This window comes from Phytohabitans flavus (assembly GCF_011764545.1).
Lineage (GTDB): Bacteria > Actinomycetota > Actinomycetes > Mycobacteriales > Micromonosporaceae > Phytohabitans > Phytohabitans flavus.
Genome location: NZ_AP022870.1, coordinates 8,998,324 through 9,017,094 on the forward strand (window position 1 = coordinate 8,998,324; position 18,771 = coordinate 9,017,094).

General features: G+C 70.1%; 13 protein-coding genes, 1 pseudogene and 1 riboswitch. Of the genes and pseudogenes, 8 read left to right on the top strand and 6 right to left on the bottom strand.

Features of this window, described 5'->3' with window-relative positions:
- Position 1: 1 nt before the first annotated feature.
- Both gatA and gatB read left to right on the top strand, forming a co-directional pair.
- A pseudogene (gene gatA / locus Pflav_RS40010) lies at positions 2-1,478 on the top strand (Asp-tRNA(Asn)/Glu-tRNA(Gln) amidotransferase subunit GatA).
- On the top strand, positions 1,475-2,965 hold the full coding sequence (gene gatB / locus Pflav_RS40015) for an Asp-tRNA(Asn)/Glu-tRNA(Gln) amidotransferase subunit GatB (RefSeq protein ID WP_173041735.1): 1,491 nt from the start codon (positions 1,475-1,477) through the stop codon (positions 2,963-2,965). The pseudogene gatA and the gene gatB overlap by 4 nt, the downstream one beginning before the upstream one ends.
- 737 nt (positions 2,966-3,702) lie before the next feature.
- On the opposite strand, the gene Pflav_RS40020 is transcribed toward gatB, so the two are convergent.
- The 3 genes from Pflav_RS40020 to Pflav_RS40030 all read right to left on the bottom strand — a co-directional run bounded on the left by Pflav_RS40020 (position 3,703) and on the right by Pflav_RS40030 (position 8,035).
- The gene (locus Pflav_RS40020) at positions 3,703-4,965 is read right to left on the bottom strand and encodes an IS4 family transposase (protein WP_173042604.1); all 1,263 of its coding nucleotides are present in this window, start codon (positions 4,963-4,965) and stop codon (positions 3,703-3,705) included.
- A gap of 141 nt (positions 4,966-5,106) precedes the next feature.
- Positions 5,107-6,678, bottom strand: coding sequence for a metallophosphoesterase family protein (locus Pflav_RS40025; protein WP_173041736.1), 1,572 nt, complete (start codon positions 6,676-6,678; stop codon positions 5,107-5,109).
- Between the two features lie 202 nt (positions 6,679-6,880).
- Entirely contained in the window at positions 6,881-8,035 is a 1,155-nt protein-coding gene (locus Pflav_RS40030) for a PQQ-dependent sugar dehydrogenase (RefSeq protein WP_415624360.1), read from the bottom strand.
- Between the two features lie 96 nt (positions 8,036-8,131).
- On the opposite strand from Pflav_RS40030, the gene Pflav_RS40035 reads away from it, so the two are divergent.
- Positions 8,132-9,058: a 2-hydroxyacid dehydrogenase gene (locus Pflav_RS40035; protein ID WP_173041737.1), complete on the top strand. Its 927-nt coding sequence runs from the start codon at positions 8,132-8,134 to the stop codon at positions 9,056-9,058.
- A gap of 7 nt (positions 9,059-9,065) precedes the next feature.
- Here the strand turns inward: Pflav_RS40035 and Pflav_RS40040 are convergent, their stop codons facing one another.
- Positions 9,066-9,446 carry a PH domain-containing protein gene (locus Pflav_RS40040; RefSeq protein ID WP_173041738.1) on the bottom strand — a complete coding sequence of 127 codons (381 nt, stop codon included), beginning with the start codon at positions 9,444-9,446 and terminating at the stop codon, positions 9,066-9,068.
- Positions 9,447-9,723: 277 nt separating this feature from the next.
- On the opposite strand from Pflav_RS40040, the gene Pflav_RS40045 reads away from it, so the two are divergent.
- Both Pflav_RS40045 and Pflav_RS40050 read left to right on the top strand, forming a co-directional pair.
- Positions 9,724-12,381, top strand: a complete 2,658-nt coding sequence (locus tag Pflav_RS40045; RefSeq protein ID WP_232072479.1) for a putative bifunctional diguanylate cyclase/phosphodiesterase — start codon at positions 9,724-9,726, stop codon at positions 12,379-12,381.
- A 40-nt stretch (positions 12,382-12,421) separates the two neighbouring features.
- Positions 12,422-12,973, top strand: a complete 552-nt coding sequence (locus Pflav_RS40050) for a hypothetical protein (protein WP_173041739.1) — start codon at positions 12,422-12,424, stop codon at positions 12,971-12,973.
- Between the two features lie 45 nt (positions 12,974-13,018).
- On the opposite strand, the gene Pflav_RS40055 is transcribed toward Pflav_RS40050, so the two are convergent.
- Complete coding sequence (locus Pflav_RS40055) at positions 13,019-14,284, bottom strand: serine hydroxymethyltransferase (protein WP_173041740.1); 1,266 nt, start codon at positions 14,282-14,284, stop codon at positions 13,019-13,021.
- 25 nt (positions 14,285-14,309) lie between these two features.
- Positions 14,310-14,395: riboswitch (ZMP/ZTP riboswitch) on the bottom strand.
- Positions 14,396-14,419: 24 nt separating this feature from the next.
- Positions 14,420-15,439, bottom strand: a complete 1,020-nt coding sequence (locus tag Pflav_RS40060; protein ID WP_173041741.1) for a LacI family DNA-binding transcriptional regulator — start codon at positions 15,437-15,439, stop codon at positions 14,420-14,422.
- A gap of 197 nt (positions 15,440-15,636) precedes the next feature.
- Here Pflav_RS40060 and Pflav_RS40065 point away from each other — a divergent pair, with 197 nt between their 5' ends.
- Genes Pflav_RS40065 through Pflav_RS40075 form a run of 3 tightly spaced genes read left to right on the top strand, consistent with a single transcriptional unit; the run spans position 15,637 to position 18,769 of the window.
- The gene (locus Pflav_RS40065; RefSeq protein WP_173041742.1) at positions 15,637-16,899 is read left to right on the top strand and encodes an extracellular solute-binding protein; all 1,263 of its coding nucleotides are present in this window, start codon (positions 15,637-15,639) and stop codon (positions 16,897-16,899) included.
- Positions 16,900-16,904: 5 nt separating this feature from the next.
- Entirely contained in the window at positions 16,905-17,879 is a 975-nt protein-coding gene (locus tag Pflav_RS40070) for a carbohydrate ABC transporter permease (RefSeq protein WP_173041743.1), read from the top strand.
- Complete coding sequence (locus Pflav_RS40075) at positions 17,879-18,769, top strand: carbohydrate ABC transporter permease (protein ID WP_173041744.1); 891 nt, start codon at positions 17,879-17,881, stop codon at positions 18,767-18,769. Before Pflav_RS40070 ends, Pflav_RS40075 begins: the two co-directional genes overlap by 1 nt.
- Positions 18,770-18,771: the final 2 nt, after the last annotated feature.

Sequence of the window (18,771 nt, forward strand, 5' to 3'; positions counted from 1 at the left end):
CGTGAGCGACTTGACCAGGATGAGCGCGGCGCAGCTCGGGGCCGCGATCGCGAGCGGCGAGGCCTCCGCGACGGACGTCACCGAGGCCCACTTGGAGCGCATCGCGGCGGTCGACGACCGGGTGCACGCGTTCCTGCACGTCGACGCGGAGGGGCCAGGGCCGCCGCGCTCGACATCGACGAGCGCCGGTCGGCCGGCGAGCCGCTGGGGCCGCTGGCCGGCGTGCCGATCGGCGTCAAGGACATCGTGGTGACCCGTGGGGTGCCCACCACCGCCGGTTCCAAGATCCTCGAAGGTTGGCGCCCGCCGTACGACGCGACGGTCGTCGAGCGCATGCGCGCGGCCGGGCTCGTGATCCTCGGCAAGACAAACCTGGACGAGTTCGCGATGGGTTCGTCCACCGAGTACTCCGCGTACGGCCCCACCTACAACCCGTGGGACCTCACCCGCATCCCGGGCGGCTCAGGCGGCGGCAGCGCGGCGGCACTCGCCGCCTACGAGGCGCCGCTCACCGTGGGCACCGACACCGGCGGCTCCATCCGCCAGCCGGGAGCCGTCACGGGTACCGTCGGCGCGAAGCCCACCTACGGCGGCACGTCCCGCTACGGGCTCGTCGCGTTCTCCTCCTCCTTGGACACCCCGGGCCCTGCGCCCGTACCGTCGAGGACGCGGCCCTGCTCCACGCGGTGCTGGCCGGTCACGACCCGCGCGACGCCACCTCGATCCCGCAGCCGGTGCCCGACGTGGTCGGCGCCGCCCGGCAGGGAGCGACCGGCGATCTGACCGGCGTGCGGCTGGGGCTCGTGCGCGAGTTCGGCGGCGAGGGTGCCGAGCCGGGTGTCGCGGCCGCCTTCCGCGACGGGCTCGACGCGCTGACCAAGCTCGGCGCCGAGGTGGTCGAGGTCTCCTGCCCCCACTTCCAGTACGCGCTGCCCGCCTACTACCTGATCGCGCCCAGCGAGTGCTCCTCCAACCTGGCCCGCTACGACGGCGTGCGCTACGGCCTGCGGGTCGGCGACGACGGCTCGAAGGCGCTCGAGGAGGTCATGTCGCTCACCCGCGAGGCCGGCTTCGGGCCGGAGGTCAAGCGGCGGGTCATCATCGGTACGTACGCGCTCTCCAGCGGCTACTACGACGCCTACTACGGGCAGGCGCAGAAGGTACGCACGCTCATCACGCAGGACTTCACGTCCGCGTTCGAGCAGGTCGACGTGCTGGTGTCGCCGACGACGCCGTTCGTGGCTTTCCCGCTCGGCTCGCGCACGTCCGACCCGTACCAGATGTACCTGGCCGACCTCTACACGATCCCGGTCAACCTGTACGGCGGCCCGGCCATCTCCGTCCCCTGCGGACTGTCGGAGGGGCTGCCGGTCGGCTTCCAGATCATGGCCCCGACGCTCGCCGACGACCGGATGTACCGGGTGGCGGCGGCCCTGGAATCCGCCGTCGGCACGCTTACCCCGAGGGAGCTGTCATGACCGTCACCCTTCCGGCGTACGACGACGTCGTCGCCCGCTACGAGCCGGTGGTCGGGCTGGAGACGCACGTCGAGCTGGGCACGAATACGAAGATGTGGTGCGGCTGCCCGATCGAGTTCGGCGGCCAGCCCAACACCCGGATCTGCCCGGTGTGCCTCGGCCTGCCCGGGTCGCTGCCGGTGGCAAACAAGGCCGCGATCGAGGCCACGATCCGGATCGGCCTCGCGCTCAACTGCACGATCGCCACCTGGTCGCGCTTCGCCCGGAAAAACTACTTCTACCCGGACATGCCGAAGAACTACCAGATCAGCCAGTACGACGAGCCGCTGTGCGTCGACGGCTGGCTGGACGTCGAGGTCGAGGGCGAGATCGTGCGCATCGGCATCGAGCGCGTCCACCTGGAGGAAGACACCGGCAAGACGCAGCACGTCGGTGGCGCGACCGGCCGCATCCAGGGCGCGACCGAGTCGCTTGTCGACTACAACCGCGCCGGCATCCCGCTGGTCGAGATCGTCACCAAGCCTGTTCCCGGTACAGGCGCGCTGGCCCCGATCGTCGCCCGGGCGTACGTGACCGAGCTGCGCGACGTGATCCGCTCGCTGGGCGTCTCGGACGTGCGGATGGAGCAGGGCTCGCTGCGCTGCGACGTCAACACCTCCCTGAGCCTGCCGGGCGCGCCGTGGGGTACCCGCACCGAGACGAAGAACGTCAACTCGCTCCGCTCGGTCGAGCGGGCCGTGCGCTCCGAGATGCTCCGCCAGGCCGCCGTCCTCGACGGCGGCGGGAAGATCAAGCAGGAGACCCGCCACTTCCACGAGGACACCGGCGACACCACGTCCGGCCGGTCCAAGGAGACGGCGACCGACTACCGGTACTTCCCGGAGCCCGACCTCGTGCCGCTCGCGCCGGACCCCGCCTGGGTGGCCTCCCTGAAGGAGGCGCTGCCCGAGCTGCCGCGCGTGCACCGCAAGCGGCTCCAGACCGAGTGGGGCCTGTCCGACCAGGACATGCAGTCGGTGGTCAACGCCGGCGCGGTCGAGCTGATCGAGGAGACCGTGGCGGCGGGCGCATCGCCCGACGGTGCCCGCAAGTGGTGGCTGGGCGAGCTGGCCCGCCGCGCCAACGAGGCCGCCATCGAGCTGGTCGAGGTGGGTGCCACGCCCGCGCAGGTGGCCGAGCTTCAGCGCCTCGTCGACGAGGGCAAGCTCAACGACAAGCTGGCCCGCACGGTGCTGGAGGGCGTGATCGCGGGAGAGGGCTCGCCCACCGAGATCATGACCGCGCGCGGCCTGGAGGTCGTGTCCGACACGGGCGCCCTGACCGCCGCGGTCGACGAGGCCATCGCCGCCAACCCGGACGTGGCCGACAAGATCCGCGAAGGCAAGGTGGCGGCGGCCGGCGTGTTGGTCGGCGCGGTCATGAAGGCCACGCGCGGCCAGGCCGACGCCAAGACCGTCCGCGAGCTGATCATCTCCCGCCTGAGCTGAGGGCACTCGCACGTCGTTGTGGGGCAATGTTCCGACATTGCCCCACGCGGCCGTTCACCCTGGCGCGAATCATGCGGTTCCGAGATAGAGATTGGGCTACCGCGACGTCCGCGGTGGTCCGGACCGCTGCTCCCGCGGCCTCACCGATCATCGCTTTGATCTGCGCGATGAGATCCGAGCGCCCAGCGATCGTGGTACGCACCTGCCCCCAGAGAGCCTGTCGCAAAATTGCCCGACTACAGCGTGTGTCGAGAAAAACACGGCTGTGTCCGCCGCTGGCCGCCGAACGGCGGCCGGCGAGGGTCAACGAGACCCTCATTTCAAGCGAATCTGGCGATTCTGCGACAGGCTCCAGAGGGGCCGCTGGGTACCATGATCTGCCGAATGCGTCCGGTCGCAGCGCCAGATCAAGGAACAGGCGTTCGCGATTCGCCGGCTTCGTGCGTGCGGGACGGGCGGGCCGTGGCCGCGCCGCGCTGGTCAGGGGCTGGGGTTGTGAATCGCGGAGGGTGAGGCCGCGGGAGCAGCGGTCCGGACCCAATGCCACTCACCTTAGTTTGATCTTGGTGGTGGGTGGGTTGGTGTGGCGGGTGCCGGTGTCGTGGGGTTGTTTGACTCGGTAGCTGTTGTGGCGCATGCGTTTGACGACGCGGGGGTAGCTGCGGTGGCGGTGTTGGTTGAGGTGTCGGTGGTGGGTGATGTCGGCGCCGATGGCGGCGATGAGGTGGTGGCGGTGGTCAGGGGGAAAATGCCGTCGGGTCTTGGACCCGACGGCGCAGGATACGCACGGTGCGGTGGAATTTGACCTGGTCGGGATCGATGTCGGCTTCGGTGGCGGCCTGGCAGATCAGGGCGCTGATCGCGTAGTGGGTCAGCAGGTAGCCGTAGATTTCTTGGGTCACCATGGCCGGGCTTTTCGAGCGTAGGACCCGTCCGGGGCCGCGCAGGTGGGTTTTGAGTTGGCCGTTGCTGGTTTCGTGGTCCCACCGTTGGTGGTATGCCTCGGCCAGCACGGCGGCCGGGGCGTCGGCCGGGTCCAGGATGCTGGTGAGCAGGCTGATCGGTTCGTCGTTGTCCGCGCGGTCGGTGACCTGATAGGACACGACCCGGGCGATGCGGGCGCGGTGCGGGTCGATGTCGGCCCGGGTGGCCGGGTCACGGGCCAGCGCGAGGATCCGGTCACGTTCGCTTGGACGCGTCCGGGAGGCATACACCACGGTCAGATACGAGCCGTCGGGCAGATCTTGCACGACGGGTAGGGCGATCGCGCCGCCAGCGCCACCGGCCCGCCACAACACGTCCGCGCCGGTATCGGTAGCCGCACACCAGTCGCGCCAGCCGTAGAAGTTACGATCGGCCAACAGCAGCATGCCCGGCTCCAGCAACGGATACAACCCACGGGCCAGGCTCTGCTCCCCCTGCCCTTTACCCACGACCGGCCCGATCACCGCACCGATCGGCGCCCGCGAACCGGTCTCGACCAACGTGACCAACCTGGCCTTGGGAAACGCCGAACGTCTCGTAGCCCCGCCGGCATAGCCGAAGAACTCCGCGTTGGCCGGACTATCCGGCACATCAAGCTCACTTCCATCGACCGACACCAACCGCCGCCCAGCCAGCCACGCACCCCGGGTCAACACCCCACACACCGGCCGAGCCACCCGCTCGAACACCTCCCGCACCGGCTCGGCCCCCAACCGCTGCCGGGCCTGCGTAATCCCCGCCGAACCCGGCATCGACCAACTCGCATCCCAACACCCCCACGCCATCAACGGCTCAGCCAGCCGCGCGAGCACCCCCTCATAGTCATCCTCAGCGAACAACGCCAACGCCATCGCGAAGTACACCATCACATGCGCCGGCAACTTCCCATCCGACCGCTTCGACTCCCGGCCATACACCGCCACCGCCGCATCGACCACATCCCGCGGCACCGACCCGGCCAACACCCCCACCGAGACCCAGTCCGTCAACCGCCCACCAGCCCCAAACACAACCAGCGATCATCACCCACACCAACACCACCAACCCACACCGACACACCCACCCACCAAGATCAAACTAAGGTGAGTGGCATTGGGTCCGGACCACGACGGACATCGCGGTAGCTCAGGTCATGAACGAAGCTCTCAGGGTGACCGTCAGCGGGTCGGGGTCGGAGTTGGGGTGGGGCGTTGGCCCTCGGCGGGCCTCGCAAGTCCGTCCGTGACCACCTTGCGTTCCAGGGTGACCTGCGACTGGCCGGTGCCGCCCACCTTGATGTCGTCGTACGCCTGGAGCGCCCGCGTCTTGCTGTCGAAGTAGAGCACCGACATTGCCAGCGGAAGCGGCTCCTCGTGCTCCAGCCCGCGCAGGCCGGCGCCGCCCGTGGAGCCCTCGACCATCAGTCGCGTCTGCATCTTGCCGGGTACCTGGTCGAGCATGCGGACCTCGCGCTGGTGGGTGTGGCCGGCCAGGACGAGCGGGCAGGTACCGGAGAGCGCGCCGGCCGAGGCGGGGTCGTGTACCAGGGCGATGTCGACCGGGACGTTGGACCCGCGGACCGTCGAGGCCAGCCGCTCGCCGGCGCCGATCACCTGCTCGACGGTCTGCTTGGACGCGCCGGAGCCGGGCGGGGAGGTCTCCTTGTCCGGGGTGAACCGCGGGTCGCCGATGCCGGCCACGGTCAGGCCGGCCACGCTGGTGATCGAGTTGTCGAGCACGATCGCGTTGGACTGCTGGGCCACGGCGGCACCGGTGGCGGCCGAGTCGTGGTTACCGCGGATGAAGACGTACGGGACCTTGAGCAGGCGGATCGAGGCCACGTACGACGCCTCCGGCTCGCTGCCCCAGTCGGTGATGTCGCCCGTGTCGATCACCGCGTTGATGCCGAACTGCTCCACGATCGTGCGCATGATCGACCACGCCGTGGGGTTCAGGTGCAGGTCGGAGACGTGCAGGACGCGGGTCGTGCCCGCCTCCGGCTGGTACACCGGCAGCGTGGAGACCGTGGTGTAGATGCGGCTGACGTTCGCGACGAGCTGCTGGAGCTGCTCGGCGTACTTGCCGTAGTCGTCCGCGATCCGCCGCGCGTCGCCGACCACCGCGGGCGCGTTGACCAGCAGGCCCTCGTAGCGCGGCTCCTCGATCGAGTCAGGGTGCACCGTGGCGATCGCGCTGCCGAGGCTGGCACCCACGATGGCCAGCGCCAACCCACCCGACCAGGCGACCCGGCGCACGTTGCGGAAGACGAGCGCGGCCAGCACCATCGCGAAGAGGACGGAGACCGCGACGGTACGCATCCCGAGCTTGATCAGCCCCATCTTGACGTCGTCGACGGCCGTCTGGCTGGCCCGCGTGATGCCCGCCGGGTCGTTGATCAGCGCCTCGGTGCGGGTCTGATCGAGCGAGCCGAGGCTCACGTTGAGGTGGACGGGGCCGTCGTGGCTGTTCAGGTGCAGGGAGCCGAGCGGCGGGATGGCCACCTCGGTGTCCCCGATGAACGACGGGGCGATCGACATCTCGGCCTGGAACGGTCCCACGTCGGTCTCGGTGCGCGCGCCCACCAGGACGCCGACCACCACGCCAACCAGCGCGACGACGAAGACCAGCAGGCCGAGGCCGATCCGCCGGGAGGCGCGGGATCGAAGGAGGGACGGTACCTGCCGAAATATGCTGACAAAACGCCGCACCGCCGAAGCGATGCGCCGATCATTTTCTGCCTGTTTATCCATCACTGTGCTCTGTCGTGCCCGTGACCAGATCGGCCGAAACCGACACTAGGGTCTATCTGACGGATCTTTGTGGGGCTGCGGCGGACCCAGACGACGACCAGACGAAAGGCCACATACAACACCGGTATGCGACCTTCCGCCCGGCACCCCTGGACCGCCGTCTGGGCCTCGCCTCGCACCCACAAGATCCATCAGATAGACCCTAACTCTTCCCAGCTCCGCCACCGGAGAAGACGAGCCGGATGATCCGGTCGTCCTCCGGCTTCGGCTCGCCGCGACCATCGTGGTTCGACGTCGTCACCCAGAGTGCACCATCGGGCGCGGTGACCGCCGTACGCAGGCGGCCGAACTGCTCCGCGAGCAGGGCGCGGGGCCGCCCGAAGATGGTGCCGGTCTGCGTGAGCTCGACCGACCACAGCCGCTCGCCGCGCAGGCAGGCGGCGATCAGCAACCGCTCCACCGAGGCCAGCCCCGAGCAGGACGCCTCGCCCGGGGTCCACACGACCATCGGGTTGACGAACCGGGGGTCGTTGCCGCGCCCTTCCACCGTGGGCCAGCCGTAGTTCTTGCCCGGCTGAATCTGGTTGATCTCGTCCCAGGTGCTCTGGCCGAACTCCGCCGCGTACATCCGCTTGCTCTGATCCCAGGCGATGCCCTGCACGTTGCGGTGCCCATACGACCAGACCAGCGAGTTGGGGAACGGGTTGCCGGGCGCCGGCTTTCCGTCCGGCAGCATGCGCAGGATCTTGCCGCCGAGGCTGCGGGTGTCCTGGGCCAGGCCGCGCTGCGACGCGTCACCGGTCGTGGCGTAGAGGAAGCCGTCCGGCCCGAACGCCAACCGCCCGCCGTTGTGGATCCCGGAGAGCGGGATGCCGGTCACGATCGGCACCGGCTTCTGCCCCAGGACCAGCTTCGCGATGCGGTTGTCGGTGGCGGTCGAGTAGTACACGAAGACGGTCTTGTCGGTGTCGTACTTGGGCGAGACCGCGATGCCCATCAGCCCGCCCTCGCCCTCGGCGTTTACCTCGGCGAGCGTCTGGATCGCGGTGACCTTGAGCCCGTCGGTGCCGGACTCCGGTCCGACCTTGAGGATCTTGGCGGTATCCCGCTCGGTCACGAGCGCGCCCCGGTCCGGCAGGAACGCGACGCCCCACGGCACCCGCAGCTTCGTGGCCAGCACCGTCGCGACGACCTCCTGGTCGTTGCCATCGGGAGGGGTGGCGGTCACCGACGGAGTCGGAAAGGTGGGCGGCTCACCGGCCTCGTCGGGGTCGGGCGGGCCGAAGGTGCACCCGCCGACCGCCAGGGTCATGGCCAGGGCGGCGAGGGTCGCACGGTACGGGGGGCGGGCGTCCACCCGGCCAGGGTAGCCGCGCCCGCTGTGAGGCGAGGCGACCACGGGCCTTTGATCACTGAACAGCGGTGTGCAGTAGGTGGACTAGGGTCGTGATCCATGAAGGTGTGGATCCCGCATGACCAGGGCTTGCAGCTACTTGGTGACGTGCCGTCAGGCGTGACTGTCGAGCTGGCGGCCCGACCGGACGGGCTCCCGTCCGACCCGGCCGGTGTGCGCTTCTGGGTGCCGCCCTTCCTTGCCCAGGCCGAGTCGGCCAGCCTCGCGGCCAAGATGCCCGACCTTGAGGTCGTGCAGCTGCTTTCCGCCGGCGCGGACGCGTGGGTGGGCAAGCTGCCCGAGGGCATGCTGCTCTGTGACGCGCGTGGGGTACACGACTCGCCGACCGCCGAGTGGGTGATCACCGCCATCCTGGCGTATGTGCGGGCGTTTCCGGCGTTCGTGCGGGCGCAGGCGCGCGGCGAGTGGGCGTACGCGGACCACACCCCGACCGACGAGCTGGCCGGCAAGCGGGTGCTGATCGTTGGCGCCGGCTCGATCGGGGCGGCGCTGGCGGCCCGGCTCGCGCCGTTCGAGGTGTCGGTGACGAACGTGGCCCGCACCGCGCGGCCGGACCAGGGTGTGTACGGCGTCAACGAGCTGCCCACGCTGCTCCCGCACCACGACGTGGTCGTGCTCATCGTGCCGCTCACCGACCAGACGCGGGGCCTCGTCGACGCGCGCTTCCTCGCCGCGATGCCGGACGGCGCGCTCCTCGTGAACGGCGCCCGTGGCCCCGTAGTCGACACCGACGCGCTCGTCGCCGAGCTCGCCACCGGGCGGCTCGCGGCGGCCGCGGACGTCACCGAGCCCGAGCCGCTGCCCGCCGGTCATCCACTGTGGAGCATGCCCAACTTCCTGCTCACCCCGCACGTGGGCGGATCGGTGCGGGGGCTGCTGGCGCGCGGGTACAAGCTCGTGGGCGAGCAGCTGCGCCGCTTCACAGCCGGCGAGCCGCTGATCAACCAGGTGAAGGACGGCTACTGACCGGGAGTCAGTGGGTGTTACCGAGCTTGGCGAGGCGGGGCAGGTCGCGGTCGCGGACCGCAGTGAGCGGCACGACCTGGCCGTTGGTCAGCCGGGCCAGCACCCGCCCCCGCCGGTCGGCGCCCAGCTCGCTGACCTCCGACCATCCGATGCGGCGCGCACCGAGCAGGGCCCGCACGCGCAGGCCCTCCGGCCCCGCCTCGGTGCCGGCGCGCAGCGCCCACACCACGATCGCGAGCGGCACGAGCAGGATGGGCAGGTAGTACCACCCCGCGGTGGCCAGCGGGATCGCTCCGATCAAGGCGATGAGGGCCGCGATCGCGATCGCGCCGTGCGGCCGGAAGCGGATCCGGTTCGGCTGGTCGGTACTCGCCCGATCGGTACTCACCCGAACGATACTGTCACGAGCCGGGTTCGGCCGGCCCACGGGCTGCGCGAGGCACGTCGCGGGAGTCCCGGACGTCCCGGCAGCCCGACGAGCCGTAGTATCCCTCCGTGCCGTAGGTGAGGTGCGATTCCGCCCTTCGGCCGCCAAAGGCTGATCATCTCGACAAGTTCTGACCCGTAACCCGTGTGGCCGGCGTTTCGTTACCGGTCATAGGTGCGGTGTCGCCACAAGCGAAACCGCGCCGTCCCCTCACTCCCCTCGTGAAGAGGACCCGGCAGTGACAGTGCCGTACAACCCCGGCGCCCGCACCCGGTTAGGCGCCATCCCCACCGCCGACATCGCCGTGGCCGCTGCGGCCTTGGTGTGTTTCGCCGGCTCGCTCGCCGGCCTCACCCCTCCCGCGTTCGGCTACCTGGCCGGCGTGGGCGGGATCGCCGCGCTCGTGACGTACCGGCTGTGGCGCCTCGCCCTGCACATCCACGCCAAGCAGCACGGCTTCGGCCCGTGCCGCGGCGCCGGCTTCCTGGGCGTGGGCTCGCTGGCCGGCGGGCTCACCGCGCTCGCGGTCATCCAGGTCGACGCCTCGCACCAGGCCGCCGCGAGCGCGGTCGGGCTGGGCGCGGCCGTCACGACGTATGTCCTGGGCGTCCTGCTCCTGCCGGGCGCGGCCACCACCCTCGGCGCGCGCCTGCGCCGCGTCAGCGACGGGGTGAGCATCGGGGTCAGCCTCGCGTTCGCCGGCTGGCTGCTGCCGCCGCCCGGTGGCATGCCACCCGCCGCGCTGGCCGGGATGCTCTTCGCGGTCGGCGGCCTCTCGATCGTCACCGTGACGGCGCTGCGCGCCGCCCGCTACCGTCGCGCCGCCATGCTCTGCGGTGCCGGCGCCGGGGCCGCTGTGCTCGGCCTGGCGATCCAGACCATGATGATCGCGTACGGCGTGAGCGACGGCACCCTCCTCTACCCGGCCGCCCTGGTGCTGCTCGGTCCCGTGCTGGTGCTGCTCGGCGCCTACCGGGCGGACGCCGACGGCGACCTTGTGCCGCCCGCCGAGCCGGAGACGCGGCTCTCGGGGTACCCGCTGCTGACCGTGCCGGCACTGCTCGCCATGCTCGCCGCGCTGTACCACCTGATCACGGTGGGCGAGTTCGACCACACGGCGATCCTGATCGGCCTCATGGTGATCCCGACCGTCGTGGTCCGCGAGATCATGGCCGCCGCCGACGTACGCCGCTACGCCCGCCGCCTCGTCGAGCAGGAGGCCCACTTCCGCTCGCTGGTCGCCGGCGCCAACGACCTCATCATGATCGTGGGCGACGACCTCGTGGTGCGGTGGCAGTCGCCCGCCGCGGCCCGGCTCTTCGGCCTCTCCGACGCCGAGGTGGTTGGCCGGCCGTTCCCCGCGCTGATGCACCCCGACGACGCGCCCGAGGTGACCGCACTGCTCACGGCCGTGCTGTCCGAGCGCGAGGCGCCGGGGCGCCCGCCGCTTGTCGAGGCCCGCCTCCGCGACGGGTACGGCGCGTGGCGCGACACCGAGTCCACTGTGGGCGACCAGCGCGCCGTGCCGGCGGTGGCCGCGCTCGTCGTGCACGTACGCGACGTTGGCGAGCGCCGCCACCTGGAACGCACGCTCCACCAGCTCGCCTTCACGGACCAGCTGACCGGCCTCGCCAACCGTCGCGAGCTGATGCGCACGATCGTCAGCCAGCGCGAGGTGGTCGGGCACACCGGCGCGCTGCTGGTCATCGACCTGCACGGCATGGCCGACGTCAACGAGGTACGCGGCCGCGAGATCGGCGACGTCGTGCTCATGGAGGTCGGCCGCCGCCTGCGTACCGCCGTGGGCTCGGACGACCTACCGGCCCGGCTGGCCGGCGACGAGTTCGCGGTGGTGACCGTCGAGGGCCCGGTGCTCGCGTACGCGCTGGGCACCCGCCTGCTCACCGTGCTCACCGAGCCGTACCAGCTGCCCGGCGCCATCGTGCACCTCAAGGTCAGCATCGGTCTGGCCGAGCTGTCCGGCGGGGACAATGTGGACGATGTCCTCCGCCGCGCCGACCTGGCCCGCCGCCGCGCGCGCCAGCTGGGCCGCGACCGCATCGAGTGGTACGACGCCTATCTCGAAGAGCAGCTGGTCCGCCGCATGGATCTGGAGCGCGAGCTGCCCGGCGCCGCCGCTCGGGGCGAGTTCGACCTCGTGTACCAGCCGGTCCTGTCCCTCGCGGACCGCCAGCCGGTCGGCGTCGAGGCGCTGCTGCGCTGGCGCAACCCCACGCTGGGCACGGTCCTGCCCAGCGAGCTGCTGCCCGTGGCCGAAGACCTCGCGCTGCTGGACGAGATCGGCCAGTGGGTGCTGGCCACCGCCGTCAAGCAGTTGGCCGCCTGGACGGTACCGGGCCGCGAGCTGTGGATGTCCGTCAACGTCTCCCCACGCGAGCTGGCCGCCGCCGACTACGTCACGCGGGTGAAGAGCTTGCTGGCCGAGCGCGAGATATCACCCGAGCTGATCGTGGTCGAGGTCGCCGAATCCCGCCTCTCCGCCGACGTGGCCGCGGTCGTGCCCCAGCTCGCGGCCTTGCGGTCGCTCGGCGTCCGTACGGCCCTGGACGACTTCGGGGCTGGGCAGGCATCGCTGCAACAACTCCGCCGCCTGCCGGTCGACCTCCTGAAGATCGACGGCAGCATCATCTCCGCACCTTCCGACCAGCTCCCGGCCGACCTCAAGGGCCACAGCCGCCCACTCATCGACGTGGTCGCGGACCTCGGGCGCCGGCTCGGCGTGGAAATCATCGCCGAGGGCCTGGAGTCGGTGGCCCAGGTGCGGCAGGCCAAGGAGGCGGGGTGCCGGCTGGGGCAGGGGTTCGCGCTGGCCAGGCCCGCACCGGCCGAGCGCATCGAGGCGTTCCTGGAGGAACACCGCGCCCCGTCAGGCTGACGCCACCCGCCTCGTGCGTCGGACCGCTACAGTCACGCGCGTGTCCGAGCCCCTCACCACCGACGCTGCCATCCTCGCGCGGATCCGCAGCACGCCGACGATCGCGAAGCTGCTGACCGACTTCGACTTCGACATCGACCGGGTCGCCAATGGCCCGGTCGAGCCGGTCCATCTCGCCAGCGGCGAACCCCTTGAAATGATCGCCGGCGACGCGTCCGGCGGCGCCTTCATGCTCGTCGGGTCCGGCGACGAGCGCCCCGTCGTCTACGCGGGTTCCGAAGGCGAGGGCGGCCTCATCGCGACAAGCCTGCGCAACGCCCTCGCGCTCGTCGGGAGCGTCTCCAGCATCCACGACGCGACAGCCCGTCCCTTGGGCGACGACGGCGGCGCCGACCTGCATGCCTGGCTGGCCGAGGCCGACGACGAGATCAGGGAGGACTGGCCGGACCTCGACGCGGACCGTCAGCGGCTGCGCGAGGCCTTGGACCTGCCGGCCGCGGACGGGCTCCTCGAAGCGCTCCACCGCTTGGCGGCCGACGAGGCTTACCGCCCGATCAGCGAGGCTGGCGACCGGTACGACTCGATGCTGTGAAAAAGGGATGCCGCAGCCCCGAAAGGCTGCGGCATCCCGCAAAGATCAGGCCTTGTAGCCGGGCATCGGGTACGAGGCGAGCAGATCGTGGACCTCGCCCGCGATCCGGTCGAGCGTCCCGTCGTCTTCCTTGACCGCGGCCGTCACCGCTTCGTCCATCCACACGGCCACCTGCGGCATCTGCGCCTCGGTCAGACCCCGCGTGGTCAGCGCCGGCGTGCCCAGCCGGATGCCGGACGGGTCGAACGGCTTGCGCGTGTCGTACGGCACGGTGTTGTAGTTGAGCTCGATGCCCGCGCGGTCCAGGGCCTTGGCCGCGGGCTTGCCGCCGATGCCCTTGCTGGTCAGGTCGGCGAGGATCAGGTGGTTGTCGGTGCCGCCCGAGATGAGGTCGAAGCCCCGCTCGACGAGGGCCGCCGCGAGCGCCTTCGCGTTCGCGACCACCTGGGCGGCGTAGTCGCGGAAGTCAGGCTGCGCTGCCTCGCGGAGCGCGACCGCGATGCCAGCCGTCGTGTGGTTGTGCGGGCCGCCCTGGAGGCCGGGGAAGACCGCACGGTCGATGGCCTTGGCGTGCTCCTCGGTCGACAGGATCATGGCGCCGCGCGGGCCGCGCAGGGTCTTGTGGGTCGTGGTGGTGATGACGTCCGCGTGGCCGACCGGGGTCGGGTGGGCGCCGCCGGCGATGAGGCCGGCGATGTGTGCGATGTCGGCGGCCAGCACCGCGCCGACCTCGTGGGCGATCTCGGCGAACGCGGCGAAGTCGATCGTGCGCGGGATGGCCGTACCGCCGGCGAAGATGACCTTCGGGCGCTCGCGGCGGGCCAGGTCGCGGACCTCGTCGAAGTCGATCAGGCCGGTCTCGCGGGAGACCCCGTACGAGACGGAGTTGAACCACTTGCCGGTCGCGGAGACGGACCAGCCGTGGGTCAGGTGGCCGCCCATCGGCAGGGACATGCCCAGCACCGTGTCACCCGGGTTGAGGAACGCCAGGTAGACGGCGAGGTTGGCCGGGGAGCCGGAGTACGGCTGGACGTTGGCGTGGTCGACGCCGAAGAGCGACTTGGCCCGCTCGATCGCGAGCGTCTCGATCTGGTCGACGAACTGCTGGCCCTCGTAGTAACGCTTGGCCGCGTAACCCTCGGAGTACTTGTTCGTCAGGACCGTGCCACTCGCTTCGAGCACGGCTTCGGAGACGTAGTTTTCCGAGGCGATCATGCGCAGCTTGTCGTGCTGGCGCTGGGCCTCACCCTCGACGAGGCGGGCCAGCTCCGGATCGGCAGCGGTCAGGTGTGGAATCGGCGGTACGTGCACAGCGACCTCCTGGCATGTCAACGCTGATCGGCACCCAGGCGCGCGGTGCCGCGATCGTGGTCGCTCCCCGGTGGTCTCTTCCACCTCAATGCGCCAGTCGCGAGTACCCGACGAGCTTACCGAACACCCTTCCGATCAGACGGGACGGGGAGCGGCGGTGCTGCCCCTCGGGGTGAGGTGAGCGGTCTCGTCCTGGTACGCGCCGATCGGCTTGCCCTCGATCGCGGCGAGCAGCTGGCGGGCGGCGTGCGCGCCGTACGCCGGGATGTCCCGGCCCAGCGCGGTCAGCGGCGGGTGGGTCAGCTGGCACAGCGCCGAGTCGTCCCACGCGACGATCGACAGGTCTCCCGGTACCGCCAGCCCCATCTCCTGGGCCACCGCCAGGCCCGCGATCGCCATCACGTCGTTGTCGTAGATGATCGCGGTTGGGCGGCCGGACGAGCTGAGGAAGCGGCGGGTGGCGCGGGCGCCCTCCTCGCCGGTGTAGTCGGACGGCACGGTCACCGACTGCTCCAGCCCCAGCCGCTGGCCCGCGTCGACGAACGCCTGCCTGCGGATCTCCGTGTGCAGCAGTCCGGGCAGCCCGCCGACCCGCGCGATGCGGCGGTGGCCGAGCGCGAACAGGTACTCCATCGTCTCCACCAGCGCCGCCGCGTCGTCCGCCCACACGCTGGCGAGGCTGCCGGTGTGGCCGGGGCCGCCGATGACGACCGCGGGGAGCTGTAGCTCCTCCAGCACGGGCACGCGCCGGTCGTCGACCCGCAGGTCGCAGACGAAGACGCCGTCCACCCGCCGCTCGCCCCACCAGCGCCGGTACACCGCGATCTCGGCCTCCTGGTCGGCCACGACCTGGAGGGTCAGCGCGTACGAGCGGGCCGACAGCTCCGCCTCGACGCCGCTGATCAGCTCCATGAAGAACGGCTCGATGCCGAGGATGCGGGCCGGGCGGCAGAGGGCGAGCCCGACCGCGTTGGCGGTGGCGCCGGAGAGCGCGCGGGCGGCGCTGTTCGGGTTGAACCCGATCTCCTGAGCGATCGCGATGATGCGCTGCCGGGTCGCCTCGGAGACGCCGGGCTGCCCGTTGAGGGCATACGACACGGCGCCTTTGGAGACTCCGGCACGCCGCGCGATGTCCGCGATGGTGGGTCGCTTCACGAGGGCGCTCCTTCGTAACAAGCGGTCTTACGCTACCCCGCGCCCGCCCGAAGCGTGCCGCCAGCCGAATGCTTGTCCGGTTAAGTCCTGCGTCCGGGCCTCATTGACACCCCTGGATGCTGGCCGTACGGTGTGCCTACTCAACCGGTTCAGTCGAAATCTATCGATGATGTGGCGCTAGTCATAGGGAGGCACACATGCGCACGCGATTGGCGGTAGCCGCGGCCGCGATAACCGCTCTCGTGGCCGGCTGTACCACCTCCGGCGGAGGCGACGAGCCGGCCCAAGAGGCCGAGGGACCGGCGAGCCTCACGTTCTGGAACACCGGATCTGACGAGCACGCCGCGGCGCTCCAGGTCGTGGCGGACATCTACAAGCAGTCCCACCCCGACGTGACGATCAAGGTGCAGGCGCTGAGCTGGGACGACGGCCACGCCAAGGTGCTCACCGCCGCCACCTCCAGGACCGGGCCGGACATCATCTCCGGCGGTATGTCGTGGGGCATCGAGTTCGGCGAGCTGGGCGGCATGATCGACCTCAACGCGCAGGACATCGGCAGCATCAAGTCGCAGACCCGGCCCGAGGTGCTCAAGGCGATCACGTCGCCGAGCGGCGCGGTGTACGGCGTCTCCTTCGACAACGCCTTCTACCTGCTCTTCTACCGGCCCGACCTGCTACAGAAGGCCGGCCTGAGCGGCCCGCCGAAGACCTGGGAGGAGCTCACCGCCGCGATCACCAAGCTCAAGGCGGCCGGGGTGAAGACTCCGCTGGTCGAAAACTGGAACACCTTCGAGTGGCTGCCCTGGTTCAACTGGCTCAAGCAGGCCGGCGGCTCCCTGTACGCCGACGACTGCTCGAAGGCCACGATCGACAGTGACCCAGCCGTGCTGGCCACGGCCACCTGGGCCAAGCAGTTCCGTGAGCACGGCGTGCCGAAGGCGGCCACCGACTCCGCCGCGGGCCTGGCCAACGGTGAGGTCGCGATGGCCATCGACGGCTCGTGGGTGGCCAACGCGATCGACACCACCCACCCGCAGCTCAAGGGGAAGTGGCAGGTTGCCGCGCTGCCGACCGGCCCGGCCGGCCCCGGCACCTTCGTGGGCGGCCGGATCGTCGGCGTGATGGCGTACACGAAGTACCCGAAGGCGGCCACCGAGTTCATCAAGTGGCTCTACACCGACGAGGCCATCCAGCTCCTCCAGAAGGAGGTCTACAACAAGTCGGGTGAGCTGTGGCTCTCGCCGCGGGCGGACCAGATCGACACGCTCACCACGACCGACAACGTCAAGCAGACGCTGAAGACCACGATGGAGACCGTGAGCGGCCCGCCCAACTGCAAGGGCTGGGAGGTCAGCCAGGCCGAGGTCACCAAGAAGCTCCAGTCGGTCGTCAACGACAACGTCGATCCGAAGCAGGCGCTCGGCGAGGCCGCGACCATCATGAACAACAACCTCAAATAGAACCCATGGCGTCGACCACGACCTCGCCGCCCGCGGGGGTCCAGGTTTCCCATCCGGTACGCCGGGCGAAGCGCGCGCCCGCACTGCGGCGCATGCGGCTGCGGCGGGCGCTTCCCGGGTACCTGATGCTGCTCCCCTTCGCCGCGCTGTTCGCCGGGTTCCTCGTGTGGCCCCTGCTCAACTCGCTGTACTTCGCCTTCACCAACTACAACGGCGTAAAGCCGCCGACGCTCGTGGGCTTCGACAACTTCCAGCGGCTGTGGTTCGAGGACGAGCGGTTCCGTACGGCGCTCGTCAACTCGTTCGCCTACGTTGCCGCCACGGTCACGCTCACGACCGTCCTCGCACTCGCCCTCGCGGTCGCCTTCCACGGCACGAGCTGGCGCGACCGCATCATGCGTACCCTCTTCTTCCTACCCGCGGTCACCTCCACGATCGCGGTCGCGCTGATCTGGCGGTGGATCTTCACGGTCGAGGACTTCGGGCTCGCCAACACGGTCATCGGGTGGGTCGGCGTAGAGCCCGTGCAGTGGCTCGCCACGCCGAGCCTCACGATCCCGATCCTCGTGGTGATGGCGGTCTGGGGCGGCTGCGGGTACGGCATGGTGATCTTCGTGGCCGGGCTCAACGCGATCCCGGAGGAGCACTACGAGTCGGCGCGGCTGGACGGCGCGAACGCCTGGCAGCAGTTCTGGTACATCACGCTGCCCCAGCTCAAGCCGGTCACCACCTACGTGGTGATCACCAGCCTCATCTCCGCGTTCCAGGTCTTCGAGGCGGTCTACATCGTCTTCCGGGGCGTCAGCAGCGTGGGCGGCGTACAGGACAGCGGCCTGATGCTCGTGCCGTACCTCTACGACATGGGCTTCACGAAGTTCCAGCTCGGCTACGCCTCGGCGATCGCCTGGTCGCTCTTCATCGTCATCTTCGTCGTGAGCATGATCCAGCTCCGGGTCACCCGCGCGCTGAGGGAGCTGTGATGCGACCCAACCTGTGGCCCACGCTCGGCCGCATCCCGCTGTACCTCTTCGGCCTCACCATGCTGGTGCCCTTCTATTGGATGCTCACCGCGGCCTTCAAGCCGGTGCCGGAGCTGACGAAGAACCCGCCGAGCTTCGTGCCGCACGACCCGACGCTGGACGCCTTCTACGACCCCACCTACACCCCGGAGCAGCGCGGCGAGCAAGTGGTGGCCGGGCTCTTCCAGCGCTTCAGCGACGTGCCGGGCGGCTTCGGGCGGTTCATGTTCAACAGCCTTCTCGTCGCCACCACGATCACCGTGCTGTCGCTGCTGCTCGCCTCGCTCGCCGCGTACGCACTGACCAAGATGGACCTGCCCGGAAAACGGCCCATCTTCGTGGTCATCGTGGCCTCGATGATGGTGCCGTGGCAGGTCAGCCTCGTCCCCAACTACCTCATCGTGCGCAACCTCGGCTGGCTCGACAGCTACCAGGGGTACATCGTCCCGGCGCTCGCGAAGGCGTTCGTCGTCTTCTTCCTGGTGCAGTACATGCGCTCGATCCCGGACGACCTCGTGCACGCCGCGCGGGTCGACGGCGCGAGCGAGTGGCGGATCTGGTGGCGGGTCGTGATGCCGCTGATGCGGCCGGCGCTCGCCGCGATGGCCATCTTCGTGGTGCTCGCCGAGTGGAACAATTTCCTTTGGCCGCTCATCATCGTGCAGAGCGACAGCATGGCCAACCTGCCGGTCGCGCTGTCCCGGCTGAACGCGTCGAATGCGTACAACCCGCAGCACTTCGCGGTCATCATGGCCGCCTCCCTGCTCACCTCCCTACCCACCGTCGTCGTTTTCTTGGTCTTCCAAAAGCACTTCACCAGGGGCATCGCGCTGTCCGGCATTAAGGGGTAGAG